This window comes from Protofrankia sp. Cj5 (assembly GCF_917627405.1).
Classification (GTDB): domain Bacteria; phylum Actinomycetota; class Actinomycetes; order Frankiales; family Frankiaceae; genus Protofrankia.
On the sequence record NZ_CAKJTO010000067.1, the window covers coordinates 1 to 14,530 of the forward strand.

The following is a 14,530-nucleotide window of genomic DNA, read 5'->3' on the forward strand; positions in this document are numbered from 1 at the left end:
GACGGCGGAGAGGCTGGGGCCATCGACGAGCTCGAGGACGATCCAGGGCATCCGCTGCTGGTCCTGGACGACGTCGTGCATGGTGACGATGTGGGGGTGGCCGCGTAGCCGGGCGGTACTTTGAGCTTCTCGCCGGGACCGGGCGAGGAGTTCCTGTTGCCCGGTGGCGGACTGGCCTTGCAGGTTGATCTGTTTGAGGGCGACGGCAACGTCGAGGGTCTCGTCGTGTGCCTTCCAGACCGCACCCATGCCGCCTGCGCCGAGGCGGCGGATCTCAGCCGGTAGCGGGACGCGATGAGCTGTCCCTCGGACGCGTCAGCAGGCATCATCGACCCGCCTTGGGAGCGGAACCGACCGGATGGGATCGGCAACGGGTACGCGGGTAGGCCGGCGCATCCCACCGATCCCGACAGACGTGCTCATTTGTCCCCCCACGGTGCGGATCCTAGGGCCTGTTTCAGAAGTCAGGGGAGCCACTCGTTGATCGTCGCTATGATCACGGTTGCTTCGTAGCGGACGGCGAGCTTGTCATACCGGGTCGCGACCGCCCTGTCCCTTTTCAACCGATTGATCCCGCATTCCACGGCGTGCCGCTGCTTGTAGACCTCACGGTCGAAGGCCGGCGGCAGCCCGCCCCGCGAGCCCTTCCTGCGCCGGTTGGCCGCCTGGTCGGCCTTCTCCGGGATGGTGCACGTGATCCCCCGGCGGCGCAGGTGGGCCCGGTTCGCCTTCGAGCTGTAGGCCTTGTCGGCCAGCACGCGCACCGGCCGGGTGCGGGGCCGGCCACGGCCCACCCGGGGCACCCGGATCCCGGCGAGCACCGCCTGGAACTGCGGGCTGTCGCCGCGCTGGCCGGCGGTGACCAGCAGCGACAGTGGTTTCTGGCCCTGCTCGCAGGCCAGATGGACCTTGCTGGTCAGCCCCCGCGGGAGCGGCCGAGCGCGTGGTCGGCCGGCTCGGTGTCGCAGCCGCCCGGATCGTCCTTCTGGAGTGCCCGTTACCTTCTTCGTGGCCCCGCCGGGGCTCCCGGCCTCCGGACCTGGCATGACTTGAGCCCCTCGTCGGTCATGATCGAAAAAGTGGTGTCACCAGGTTCCGGAGGCATCGGCAGACCGCTGATCAGGGGCATGACCGTCGAACTCGTCATGAGCGAGACAGGCTCTTCGTAACGTGGATGCCGGCACGCTGATGCCGCAGATGAGGCCGGGAAAGCAGACATCTCTCACGGGAGACAGCACGTGATCGATATCGGCGGCATCGACGTCTATCTGGGCCTGGACGTCGGCAAGGGCGAGCACCATGCCACAGCCCTCACTCCGGCAGGGAAGAAGGCGTTCGACAAGCGGCTACCTAACAGCGAACCGAAACTGCGGGAGGTTTTCACCCGGCTGCAGGCCAAGCACGGTATTGTGCTGGTCGTCGTCGACCAGCCGGCCTCCATCGGCGCTCTGCCGCTGGCTGTTGCCCGCGACGCCGGCTGCCGTGTCGCTTATCTGCCAGGTCTGACCATGCGGCGGATCGCTGACATCTATCCCGGCGAAGCCAAGACCGACGCGCGAGACGCGTTCATCATCGCCGACGCGGCCCGCACCATGCCCCACACCCTGCGTGACCTCGCTCCCGACGACGACACCCGCGCCGAACTGGAGATGCTCGTCGGTTTCGACGACGACCTCGCTCAGGAGACGACCCGTACCAGCAACCGGCTCCGTGGCCTGCTCACCCAGATCCACCCCTCGCTGGAACGCGTGCTGGGACCCCGACTGGAGCACCCGGCCGTACGTACCCTGCTGGAACGTTTCGGCTCCCCAGCCCAGATCCGTAAGGCCGGACGCCGCCGGCTGGTAACCCTGCTACGACCACAAGCGCCGCGCATGGCCGACCGCCTGGCAGAAGACATCGTCGCCGCCCTGGACGAGCAGACCGTGACAGTACCCGGCACCGACGCGGCGACGCTGATCATCACCAGCCTGGCCCGTTCCCTGACCGCCGTCTATGACCAGCGGAAACTCCTCGCGGAACGGATCGAACAACTCCTGGAGGCCCACCCTCTTTCCAAGGTCCTGACCTCCATGCCCGGTATCGGGGTCAGGACCGCCGCCCGCATCCTCATCGACGTCGGGGACGCCAGCAGCTTCCCCACCGCCGGGCACCTGGCCGCCTACGCCGGTCTCGCCCCAGCCACCCGAACATCGGGCTCCTCCATCCGCGGGGAACACCCCTCCCGACGCGGCAACAAACAACTCAAACGCGCCTTCTACCTGGCCGCGTTCGCCTCCCCACGCGAACCCGCGTCCCGGGCCTACTACGACAAGAAACGCGCGGAAGGCAAACATCACGTCGCAGCCGTCACCTGCCTCGCCCGACGCCGGATCGACGTGCTCTACGCGATGCTCCGCGATGGGACCTTCTACCAGGCCCCGACCCCCTCACCGGCTTGACGAAGAACATAGAGGCACCTTTTGTCCTTCGGGGGCCGGTGACGGGCACCGGCGGCGTGCTGATGGGCGCGCACGACCGACGAGTCGACCGACACCTCCCACTCGACAGCGCCGACCGAGTCGTCCTTGACCACGACCTGCTCGAGGATCTTCTCCCAGGTCCCGTCCAGCGACCATAGTCGAAACCGGTTGTAGACCGTCTGCCACGGCCCGTACCGCTCCGGCAGGTCCGCCCACGGGATCCCGGTCCGCTCCCGGAACAGGATCCCGTCGAGGACCAGGCGGTGATCACGCCAGCGGCCACCACGGGGCGGGTTTTTCGGCAACAGCGGCTCGATCCGCGTCCACGCGGATTCGGTGATCTCATGCCGACCAACCATGGATCATGAAGACTACCCGGTGCCCTTGATCCACGAGATACGGCCTAGGCCGTTGCCTATCGGTCAAGCCGTTGAAGTCGGGAAGCTTACGCCTAGCCATCTCTTGCTGTCAAGAAGAAATCATCACAAATCCTTATTTTTCTAATTGATTGATTGTATTTCCATTTTTCGAATGAGCTCCTTGGCGTGGTTTTCGTAAATTTCAGAGAAGAGGGTCCGAGCGGCCTGGAGGCAGGCCTACCATTACGGGGAGCGAGTAGGGCGGGGTATCTCTATGGCGTTGTCAAGCGGCTTGGTCTTGGTCGGGTATGTGTGTGACGGCGGGCCCCCCGCTAGGGCTGGCAGTTGCAGATCATGGCGTAGAGGGCGTCGGCTCGGTGGCGGTGTCGACGTTCCTCGAGTAGATCGCTCTGCCTGGAGAAGGCGCGCAGAGAACAGTGTCCCGGCATCCACGTTACGAGCAGGCGTCGCCTATGTCAGCCTCTATCAGGGGACGCGACCATATCCCGTCTCGGGTGACGAAATCCCCAGGTAATGAGCGACGGAAGGCGATAGGTCGCGCCGGAGACGATGGCTCAAAATGCCTATCTTGAGTTTGCTGGAAAGGTGATAGAGAGTGTGAGAAATCGGACTCAGTCGTGCTCGTCGGATACTGATGGCTGGTCACTGCTTCGGGATGCGCGGGAACTGCTGGCTGAGCAGCGATTAGAGATCAATCGGCTGCGTACGACGCCTCGCCAGCCCATCGCTGTTCTCGGTCTGGGCGTGCGACTGCCTGCCGGGATTGAAACGCCTACAGCGCTGTGGAAGTTCCTGCGTGATGGCGGTGATGCAATTAGGCCTCTTCCTCTCGACGGAGAGGAGGCTGCGTGGCCGCTGGAGGGTAATGACCGGGCAGGTGCGATCGCGGTACGTGCGGCGGCGCTGGTCGACGATCACGACACCTTTGACCCCATCTACTTCCGGATTTCCCCCCGCGAGTCCGCAGCAATGGACCCGCAGCAGCGCATGATTCTTGAGGTCACTGACCGTGCCTTCCAGGATGCCGGCGTGCCGCTGTCGGTCACGGCCGACAAACGGGTCGGTGCATATGTCTCCACCAGCAGTGACGACTATCTACTGCACAGCGTTGACCTGCGTCGACGCGACCTTTTTGACCAGTACACCGGGACCGGTACCGCACGCGGCGTGGCCGCCGGCCGCCTCGGCCACGTGTTCGGGTTCCGCGGCCCGGCAGTCCACGTGGACACCGCCTGCTCCTCGTCGCTGGTGGCCCTGCACCTTGCCTGCCAGGCACTGAGGGAGGGTGACTGCGATCTCGCGGTGGTGGCCGCTGCAAACCTGATCGCCTCGCCGCAGAACCTGCTCCTACGCGCCGCGCTGAACGCCGTGGCGCCGCGCGGTCGCTGCCGGCCCTTCGCAGCAGACGCCGAGGGCTTCGGGCAGGGCGAAGGTGCGCTGGCGGTCGTGCTGCAGCCGTTGGACGCGGCGCTGACCGCCGGCCGTAGCCCGTTGGCCGTCATCGCTGGCTCCGCGATCAATGGTAACGGCCGCGGCGCGGGCCTGACTGTTCCGAATGGAGTGGCGCAGCGCGAGGTGATCGCGGCCGCGTTACGTGCCGCGGCGGTCAGTCCCGAGACGGTAGATCTTGTCGAGGCACACGGAACCGGGACCCGGCTGGGAGATCCGATCGAGGTGGCGGCCCTCGCGCAGGAATTCAGGAGTGCGGGCAGGATCGAGCTCGGCTCGGTGAAGTCGAACTTCGGACATCTCGAAGCCGCCGCGGGACTGCTCTCGCTCGCGAAGGTGCTGCTCTGCCAGGAAAACGACGCAATCGCGCCGACCCTGCACGCCGACACACGCAATCCGGAGATCGCTTGGGGGAGCATCCCGTTCTCGGTGACTGGCAGTCTGACTCAGTGGCCGCGGCGCGAGCGGCCACGGCGGGCAGTGATCAGCTCGTTTGGCATGGCGGGTACAAACGCGCACGTCGTCGTAGAGGACCCACCGGCACCATCGGCACCTGCGGCCGTGCCAGCGGGCACCGCTCACCTACTGGCGATCTCCGCTCGCACCGAACCAGCTCTGCGCGCGCTCGCCGCTGAGTACGGGGCGATACTCGCGTCGGCCGATCCCACGGCGTTCCGAGATATCTGCGCCACCGCCGCGGTCGGCCGCGACCACCACCGGTGCCGCCTTGTCGTAGCGGCCACGACGCCGGGCGAGGCGCTGGAGGCGCTGCGGTTGTGGCACACCGGAATCGGATGCGAGCGGGCCCACGCGGTGGGCGGCGACGCCCCGCGCCGGATCATCGTCGAGGGGGCCGCTGCGGGTGCGCTCGCGGGGGTCACCCTCCAGGACGCGTGCGCGGCCCTCCTGCCTGCCGGGGACTACACCCTGCGAGTCGCCGCCGACCCCACCGACGGTGACGGCGTGGCCGTCGTGCGGGTCGGAAGGCGTGATGCGCATACCGGTGACGCCAGGGTCGACCGCGTGCTCGCGGAGATCCGAGATGACCTGGCGGCCCTCGCCGCTGCCCTGTACCTGCTGGGCGCGGACGTCGACTGGTCTTGTCTCCACCGGCCCGGTTCGTATCGCCGGGCGCGGCTGCCCGCTCATCCGTACGACCGCAGACGGATGTGGCTCGAACGTGCGTCGGCATCGGTCGGGCGCGCGACGGCGCACGGCTCCTCCGCTGAAAGGATCCCCATGACCCCCGCTGTCGTCGCCGCAGGCGGCACGACCACACGGCATCGCACGCCCGCGTCCATCCCGGCGGGGACAGCGGCGACCGCGGTGCCGCCTCCTGCCGGAGAACCGGTGGCGCTGATCGCGGGTTGGGTCGCGGAACTGCTGGGGCTTGCGCCCGACGAGGTCGGCCTCCGCCAGCCTCTGCTCGAACAGGGGGCGGACTCGCTGGTGTTCGTCGAACTGGTCAACCGGTTCGAGACGACCTTCGAGGTCGAGCTGGTCCTGCGGCAGCTGTTCGAGGAGCTGCTGACCGTCGAGGCCCTCGGCGAGTACGTGATCGCCAACGCGTCGGCCGCGGCTCGTTCCTCGGCCGCAGCGCCGGAGCGTGCGGCGGTGCCCTCACTGCGGACGGACCAGGGGCGTGCGGGGTACGTGCGCAGCCTGACAGAGACCTATACCCGGCAGACGAGCCGTTCCATCGCCGCACATCACGAGTACCTGCCGGTGATGTGCAACAACCGCCGCAGCTCGTCCGAGGTTCGCTCGGAGACGGCAGCGTTTGCGGCGCCGCTGCGCGTCGTGTCCTCCCAGGGCGCGCACATCACCGACCTCGACGGCAACGACTACGTCGACATCGCCATGGGTTTCGGGGTCAACCTGTTCGGCCATCAGGCGCCGTTCATCGTCGACGCGGTGCGCAGGCAGCTCGTCGACGGCATGCAACTGGGACCGGAGTCGGCGCTCGCCGGCGATGTCGCGCGCATGATCGCCGGCCTGACCGGCACCGATCGAGTGCTGTTCTGCAACAGCGGTACTGAAGCGGTCATGACCATGATGCGGCTCGTACGCGCCCACCAAGGCCCCGACCGCCGGACGATCGCACTCTTCCGTAACTCCTACCACGGTCATTTCGATTCGACTATCGTTAACCAGGCAGGCGTGCACGACGTCACCGCCGTGCCGACGGCGATCGGTATCACGCCCGGCCTCGTTGAGGACGTCATCGTGCTGCCGTTCGCCGACCACAGAGCACTCGACGAGGTCCGACGCCGTGGCGACCACCTGGCCGCGGTGCTGGTCGAGCCGGTACAGAACCGCCGGCCGGACATCCATCCCGGCGAATTTCTCCGAGAGCTTCGCGACATCACGACGGCGAGCGGATCCCTGCTGGCCTTTGACGAGATCCTCACCGGATTCCGGATTCATCCGGGCGGCGCGGCCGCGCATTTCGGAGTGCGGCCCGACATCGTCTCGTACGCAAAGATCGTGGGTGGCGGTATGCCGCTGGGTGTCGTCGCCGGGCGCGCTGACGTCATGGATCGGGTGGATGGGGGCGCCGGGGCGGCCACGACGCCGACAACCTATACCGCCGGCACCTACTGCCGTCATCCCCTGGCGATGGCGGCCGCGCACGCGGTGCTCAGCGAGTTCCGCCGTGACGGTGGGCGAATCCAGACTGAGCTCAACACACGCACCGACCGCATGCGCGCCGAGCTGAACGACCGGTTCGCTGCGCTGGGAGTCCCGATTACCGTCCACAACTTCGGGTCCTTCTTCCGGTTCGCCGTCAACGGCAATCTGAGCTTCGTCCACCAGCCGCTGGAGATGGACTACTTCAACGCGGCCATGCTCACGAAGGGCATCTACATCGTCGAGGGCGGGACCTGCTTCCTGTCCACCGCGCACACCGACGAGGACATCGATCAGATCATCGAGGGCGCGACCAGCAGCGCCCGGGAACTGCGGGATGCCGGATTCTTCGCTCGGGACCGGGCGGGCGAGCGGCCACCGCCTGCCAGGGTGCCACGGTCGCAGGCCGAGACGCGGTCCAGCCCGCCTGCGCCTGCCGCCGGCCCGCCTGTGCCCCACGCCGTCGTGGCCCCGCGCCATGCCCATGACGAGACGGCCGCGGCGGCACCCCTCAGCGCAGCGGACCTCGGCGGGGTACCCGGCGCGGGCGCGGCGGTCCCCACTCTGAGCCTGTCCTTCTTCGGCGACTACCCCGGGCACGCCGACAGCCGGAAGTTCGATGTGGTCAGCTCGGCTGTGCAGGCCGCCGATGGCCATCTTCACGCGGTATGGCTGCCGGAACGGCACTTCCACTCCTTCGGCGGGCTGTCCCCGAACCCATCGGTGCTCGCCGCCTTCCTCGCCGGCACCACCTCGACGATCCGCATCCACGCGGGCAGCGTGGTGCTGCCACTGCATGACCCCATCCGCGTCGCGGAGGATTGGGCGACGGTGGACAACCTCTCCCACGGCCGTGCCGGGGTGGCCTTCGCCTCGGGCTGGCAGCGCAACGACTTCGTCCTGGCCCGTGAGCCGTTCGACGACCGGCGTGCCGTCATGTGGCGGGATCTCGACACGGTGCGCCGACTGTGGCGTGGCGAGACGATCAACGCCTCCGGCGGCGGGGTGGGGGCTGAGGTACGAATCTTCCCGCGCCCGCTGCAGCCCGAACTGCCGGTCTGGATCGCGGCGCTGAGATCCGAGCAGACCTTCCGTGCCGCCGGCGAACGCGGCCTGTCGGTACTGACCAATCTGGTCGGGCAGACGCACGAGCAGCTGCGGGCCAACATCGCCGTCTACCGGCAGGCGCGCGCGGCCGCGGGATGGCCTGGCCCCGGGCACGTGACGGCACTGGTGCACACCCTGATGACCGCCGACGACTCCGCCGTCGAGCTGGCCCGGCGACCGTTGGGCCGCTATCTCGGCTCGTCGGTGGACCTACTGTCCGCGGTGCTGGACAGTGCCGAGCGCACCGTGCTGCAACGGCTGCGCGAAGATGATCGCGCCTACCTCTTGGACCGGGCCGTGGACCGGTACCTGCGGCACAACGCGATGATCGGTGACCGCGACGCGTGCCTGCGGACCGCGCGCCGTTTCGGGTCGCTCGGCGTCGACGAGATCGCGTGTTTTGTCGATTTCGGCGTGGCGGCAACCGACCTGTTGGCGGGTGTCGACCTGCTGGTGTCTGCCCGCCAGGCGCAGCCGGAATCGTCCGGCGCCGGCGGTGTCGTAGTGCCGTCGAGGGGGAGGGACGCCGCCCGCCTTGCCCCGGGCCAGCCCGAGCTGACGACCGCGGCGGCTCAACTGCCCGGTGGAGTGGGCGTGGACGAGGTCCGTGCGGCCGTCGCCGCGGCCGCCGTGGCCGCCGTGGCGGAGCCGAGCATCCGCGCGTTCGTCGAGCGGGCGGGTCTCCCGCACCTGCACCTGGTCGACCTGACGATGATCGAGGACGGCGCGCAGGCGCGGCGGATCGCGCGGCGCTATGAGGCCGACTACGAGCCGAACGATCCGGGAGCCGAATGGGAGCTGAGTCTCGTCACCCGCCGGGACGTGGCGCCACGCCTGACGGCCGCGGTGCGTTCCGGGCCCGCGGGGTTCTCCGCCCGCGACGCGCTCGACGCCGTTGTGTTGACGCTGTCGGGCGCGCCGGGTCCCTGGCCAGGCGATGCGGGTGGGATCGATGCGGGTGGGATCGATGCGGGTGGAATCGAGACGGACGAGGTCGAGGCGAAGCTCGCGGTCAGCGCGAACGAGCGGCTCATGTGGCTGGCCTGCGAGGCGGAGCCGGATACCGCCCTCGCGTGCATCGTGCGGACTTCCCTCGACCTGCCCGCCGAGGTGGACATCGACGCGCTGCAGGAAGCGGTCACCGCCACGGCCCGGCGGCATCAGGCGCTGCGGATGACGGTGGAGGCCGATGGGGAGACGCTCGTCGTGCACCGGGCGCTCGCCCCAGTTGTCGGCGTCGTCGACCTCACCGCGCTCTCGGAGTCGGACCGCGCCGATGAGCTGGCGCGCTGGTACGACCACGACGCCCGGCAGGCGTTCGATGTCACCGGGGGACCCCTGTGGCGGGTGAGCGTGCTCCGCCTCGGCGCGCGGCGGCACCGGATCGTCGTGGCCGCGCACCACATCGTCTATGACGGCTTCTCCGAGCGAATCCTGATCAAGGATCTCGCCCGTGCGTACGGAGAGGCCATCGGCGTCCCCGTGGACTCCCCGGGCCAGCCCGTCGACTTCGCAGCGTGGCGCCAGCGCCAGGTCGACACGGACGGTGAGGCGGACCGGCGGTTCTGGCGGGCGGCGCTGTCCACCATCCCGGACGAGCCGGCCCTGCCGGCACGGGACCGCCCCGGGCTTGCCGGCGGGCGTGGCTCCCGGCTGCGCTCGGCCCTGACCGCCTCGACGACCGCGGCGCTTCGCCGGGCAGGCGCGGCCGCTGGGTGCACCCCGTACGCCACGGTCCTGAGCTGCTTCGTGGCGCTGCTGCGCGAGTCGGGGCGGTCGGCCCCGGTCGGCGTCTCGGTCGACCCGCGGGACGCGGATGGCCGGAGCGGCCTCGTGGGCTACTTCTCGAACCTGGTGCCGCTGTGGGTCGGACCTTCGGGGAGCGGGTCCGCTCGCGAGGCGATGCCGTCCGTGCGAGAGGCGCTGCTGACGGCGCGGGAGCACGCGGGCCTGCCCTTCGCCGAGATCGCGCGCCTCGGCCAGCCACCCCGGCCCGCGCCCGGGCGGCGGCGGGAGGCCGTCCCGTTGATCCCGGCATGTTTCAACTGGGACCACGTGACCCCGACGGACTTCGCCGGTGCCCTGGCCGAGACGATCCCCGACCCGGCAGGTTATGTGCGCTTCGACCTGAGCCTCAACGTCGTCGAGACCGACGGGCAGCCGGCGCTGACGCTCGAATGGGACTACGCGCACGACGCCTTCGACGAGACGGAGGTCAGCGCGCTCGCCGCCCGGTTCGCGGAGATCGTCGACGATCTGGTCACCGAAACCGACCGGACCGCCCCGACGGACGGAACAGTGCACGGGCGGTTCCGGGCGGTCGCCGCGCGCATGCCCGAGCAGGTGGCCGCCCGTGACCGGTCAGCCAGCATCACCTGGCGGGAGCTGGACGAGCGCTCCGACGCGGTGGCGGCCGGACTGCTCGCCCGGCGGCTGCCGGCTGGCGCGGTCGTGCCGGTCATCGGCTCGCTGTCCGTGCACATGGTGGTCGCGCTACTTAGCGTGCTCAAGGCGGGAGCCGCGTTCACCGTGCTGCCGGCGTCCAGCCCCGATGCCGTGATTGACGAACGTGTCGGCGCCTGTGGGGCCCCGCTGGTGATCCAGTTGCCGGAACAGCCGGTGGCCCGCCCCGAGGCCGTCAACCTGGCGGAGCTGACCCTCGAGCGGTTCCCCGGGAGGGCCGCTCCCGCCGTCATGCCCGCGGACGCGGCCTATGTGATCACGACCTCCGGGTCGACCGGGCATCCCAAGCCGGTGGTGGTCGAGCACCGTAACCTGCTCACCTACATCGACGCGCTGAGCGAGCGGATCGACGCCGCGGGCATGACATGCCTGGTCGTGACGTCACCGGCGTATGACCTCGGGTTCACCGTGCTCTTCTCGGTGCTCACCCGCGGCGGCATGCTCCTGCTGGCCGATGACGAGACCGCGACCGACCCCTACGCGCTGGAGCACCTGTGTGCGGGGAACGCGGTCGATCTCCTGAAGATCACGCCAAGTCATCTTGAGGCGCTGCTCGCGACACCGGACACGGCGGTGCTGCCGCGACGGCACCTAGTGTTGGGCGGCGAGGTGGCGCGGTGGGGACTCGTGCGGCGGGTCCGCGCGGCTCGGCCCGGTGTGGCGATCTGGAACCATTACGGCCCGGCCGAGACGACGGTGGGCGCCACGATGTACCGGGTCGGCGAACCCGACCCGTGGGAGGACCGTTCGACGGTCCCCATCGGCGTCCCGATCAACGGGTCGGTTCACGTGGCGGCCGTGCCCGGCGGCGAGGGCGAGGGCGAGCTGTTCATCAGCGGGTCCGGAGTCGCGCGCGGATATCTCGGGTTGCCCGCCGAGACCGACGCTGCCTTCGTCCGGCTGCCGGCCGTCGACGGCGGCCACGCCCGCTGGTACCGTACCGGCGACATTGTCAAACGGCTCCCGGACGGCACCCTCGAGTTCGTCGGCCGCCGGGACGGCCAGGTCTCCGTCCGGGGGCACCGCGTCGAGCTCGGCGCGGTCGACGCGGCGCTCGCCGCGGTGCCAGGAGTCCGCGCGGCTGCGGCGGCCTCAGTGGGCGCAGGGGCCGACAGCCGCCTGGTCGCGGGCGCGGTCCTCGAGGACGCGATCGAGCCGAGGAACGTGCTGGCGGCGCTTCGCGATCTCGTGCCGGCCTACCAGGTGCCGTCCGCACTGGTCGCGCTCGAACGGCTGCCGGTAACCGTGTCCGGCAAGATCGACCGGGCCGCTGTGGGCCGGCTGGCCGAACGGGCCGCGGCGACGGTGGCCGTGCCCGGGCTGCCGCCCGCCGACGCCGATGCCGATGCCGACCCGGAGCCGTCCAACCCGCTCGACGGCGGCCGTCTGTCCCTCGAACGGCTCGACGAGATGACCGGGATCTGGCGCGGCGTCCTGGAGAACGACGGAGTAGGGCCAGACGACGACTTCTTCGACCTAGGCGCCCATTCGATCCACGCGATCAAGATCGTCGCCCGGGTTCGCCACGCGTTCGGCCGTCGGGTCCCCATCCGTGTCCTCTTCGATGTCGCGCCAACCCCCCGAGCACTGCTCCAGCACGTCAGCGCCGACGATCCGGCCGCTAACGGTACCCGCGCGCAGTAGGCGACGCCCGTCGGTCATCGCTGCGCATATCGATACTCGAGGAGTCCCATGAGCACCGCGACAGCCGTGCCGGCGGCGGTACTGCGCCGGTTTCCAGCGCTGGCCCGGCATTTCGACCGGGATGCGGCGCCCGACCAACCCGTGCTGTTCCTTCATGACGATCTCGTCGTCCGCGCCACGCCCAGCCGGGGCGGTCGCGAGGTTTTCCGCGACGATTCTGCGGCCTGGCGGGCGTTCTGCGACAACGGATTCCGGCTGCCGGCCCCGACGGGTCGGGAGGCTTCCGAGCCGCCCGACCCGTCACCGCACGAATGGAACCGGGACTTCCGCTGGCGGCCGATCACCGGGCCCACACGCATCCTCGACGAGGCCGCGTGTGCCCAGTACAACGAGGACGGCTACTGCGTTCTCCCGGACGTGGTGGACGCCGCGACCGTCGAGATCCTTACCAGCGAGGTCGACCGCCTCGAACGAGAGGGTGAGGAAAGGCTGCGCGGCATGCGCGCGGGTCGGGCGTTCATCGCCCGCGCGGACGAGATCACCTTCACGACGCACATCGTGCGCGGGTCGCGGTTTGTGCGGGGATTCTATGGATCCGAACTCTTTCAGGACATTGTGCACGACATCATCGGCCCAGACGTCCGCCTGTACTGGGACCAGGCCGTGTACAAGAAGCCGCATTCTCCGCTCCCGTTCCCCTGGCACCAGGACAACGGCTACACCTTCGTCGAACCGCAGCAGTACCTGACCTGCTGGATCGCACTGACCGACAGCGACGAGTCGAACGGCGGCCTGCAGCTGGTAGCCGGCGCGCACACGCGTGGGACCTTACGCCACTCCCGCACCCCGCTGGGCTACGTCTGCTACGACAGGGCGCCGACGACGGCGCGGTCGTTGACGACCACGGCCGGGACGGTCGTCTGCATGAGCGCGACGACCCCGCACCAGACTGGTCCGAATACCACCGGTGAGGTCCGGCGTGCGCTGGTCGCCCAGTTCGTGCCTGACGGCGCCGTCGCGATCAGCCGCGAGGCGAACGGACGGGTCGTCCGGCTCCCCGCCGAGGATCCGGTCCGTCAGTTCAGGATTCTTTCCGGTGGCCGTGGTGTCCGCTGAGCGCCCGCGCACGGGGCCTGATGCGGCCGGGCCCTACCGTTTCTGCGGCGGCGAGCTCGCGCTCGAATCCGGCGGGCTGGCCGCGCTCGCCCAGGCGGCGCGCGACGTCGTCGCACTCGTCGTGCGGCTGGCCCGCGACGCCGCCCGCGACGGGACGCTCGGGTCGCTCCTCGGCGGCGTGGACGCGACCTGGCTGGAGTACGTCTTCGAACCGCCCGACTGCCTCGACGGCTTGGTGGCGCGTCCCGATCTGGTCTTCTCCGCGGGCCGCTTTCAGTGCCTGGACGTGAATGCGGCCCACGCCGGTGGCTGGCTTGCCGGCACCCTGTGGCAGTGGAGCCGGGAAACCGGCCCCGACGAACCCGCCCCAGACCGGGACGTGACCCTGGCCGCGGTGTTCGACCTCGTACACGCCACCGCGCGGCGAGCAGGCGTGTGCGCGCGAGGCGAACCGGTGGGACTGGTTGTGACGCGGCTGCCCGGCTCAACGGAGTTCACCGAACTGGTCCGCGCCCGCTGCCTACCCGCGTGGTACGCGGCGGCGGCCCGGGCGGGGAGCCGGGCGGGTCCGCTGCTGTTCGCCGACTATGCCGAGCTGGACGTCGCCGGCGACGGTGTGCGGTGCTGCGGCGAGCGGGTGCACGCGCTGATCGAGGGCGACGTCGTCGACGGAGCGCCGAGGCTGAGATGCTTCTCGCTGGCCAAACAGGGCCTGCTCTCGCTGCACAGCGGCCCGGTCGCCGCTGTCGTCAACGACCGGCGATTCCTCGCCGAGCTGAGCACGCGCGCCGACAACGGGATTCTGGATGCCGCGTGGCGCGCACTGGTGCGCGCGATCGTGCCGTGGACCAGGTGCCTCCTCCCCGGCGCGACCACGTGGCGCGGGCTGCCGGTGCAGCTCCCAGATCTCGTTGTGCGGCGGCGCGAGGAGATGGTCGTAAAGCAGGCATCCAGCGCCGGGGGGGTCGCGGTCCACCTGGGCTGGTGCACCCCGCCGGAGCAATGGGCCGAGCTTGTGGCGCGGGCCGTGGCGGCCGGTGACTGGGTCGTGCAGCAGTACCTGCCGCCCGAGTACCCACCTGGCACCCGCGGGGCCGGGGCGGGCACCCACCCGGTGTGGGGCGCCTTCGTCGTCGGCGGCCGCTACGCCAGCGGGTGGGCCCGCGTCCTGCGTGCGGACGGCTACCAGTGGCCGCACGGCGCGCCGACCAGCATGGCCGACAGCCCGAACGGCGACGACCGGGTGCCACTCGCCCTGCTGTCGCGGGCCGGCTGACA

At 69.8% G+C, this 14,530-nt stretch carries 6 protein-coding genes and 1 pseudogene; 4 read left to right on the top strand and 3 right to left on the bottom strand.

The features are described from left to right. Both MJ777_RS23160 and MJ777_RS15060 read right to left on the bottom strand, forming a co-directional pair. On the bottom strand, window positions 1–249 hold a 249-nt coding region (locus MJ777_RS23160), incomplete at its 3' end, for a protein kinase (RefSeq protein ID WP_370652728.1). A 215-nt stretch (window positions 250–464) separates the two neighbouring features. Then, window positions 465–949 (bottom strand): annotated as a pseudogene (locus MJ777_RS15060) (IS5 family transposase); the annotation flags it as partial. 289 nt (window positions 950–1,238) lie between these two features. Between MJ777_RS15060 and MJ777_RS15065 the strand changes: the two are divergent. Further along, window positions 1,239–2,441: an IS110 family transposase gene (locus MJ777_RS15065; RefSeq protein WP_239376927.1), complete on the top strand. Its 1,203-nt coding sequence runs from the start codon at window positions 1,239–1,241 to the stop codon at window positions 2,439–2,441. Here MJ777_RS15065 and MJ777_RS15070 read toward each other — a convergent pair. Beyond that, on the bottom strand, window positions 2,411–2,821 hold the full coding sequence (locus MJ777_RS15070; RefSeq protein ID WP_255724087.1) for an IS5 family transposase: 411 nt from the start codon (window positions 2,819–2,821) through the stop codon (window positions 2,411–2,413). The two genes, MJ777_RS15065 and MJ777_RS15070, sit on opposite strands and share 31 nt — an antisense overlap. Window positions 2,822–3,439: 618 nt before the next feature. Between MJ777_RS15070 and MJ777_RS15075 the strand changes: the two genes are divergently transcribed. The 3 genes from MJ777_RS15075 to MJ777_RS15085 are packed head-to-tail and all read left to right on the top strand — an operon-like array spanning window position 3,440 to window position 14,528. Further along, window positions 3,440–12,136 (top strand): MupA/Atu3671 family FMN-dependent luciferase-like monooxygenase, encoded by an 8,697-nt coding sequence (locus MJ777_RS15075; RefSeq protein ID WP_239376928.1) that lies wholly within the window; start codon window positions 3,440–3,442, stop codon window positions 12,134–12,136. Between the two features lie 48 nt (window positions 12,137–12,184). After that, window positions 12,185–13,252: a phytanoyl-CoA dioxygenase family protein gene (locus MJ777_RS15080; protein ID WP_239376929.1), complete on the top strand. Its 1,068-nt coding sequence runs from the start codon at window positions 12,185–12,187 to the stop codon at window positions 13,250–13,252. Further along, entirely contained in the window at window positions 13,233–14,528 is a 1,296-nt protein-coding gene (locus MJ777_RS15085; protein ID WP_239376930.1) for a hypothetical protein, read from the top strand. The genes MJ777_RS15080 and MJ777_RS15085 overlap by 20 nt, the downstream gene beginning before the upstream one ends. Window positions 14,529–14,530 lie beyond the last annotated feature (2 nt).

Bases quoted from the DNA above. Each gene is read 5' to 3' on its own strand.
- MJ777_RS15080 (WP_239376929.1), top strand. From the start codon at position 12,185: ATGAGCACCGCGACAGCCGTGCCGGCGGCGGTACTGCGCCGGTTTCCA.
- MJ777_RS15070 (WP_255724087.1), bottom strand. From the start codon at position 2,821: ATGGTTGGTCGGCATGAGATCACCGAATCCGCGTGGACGCGGATCGAG.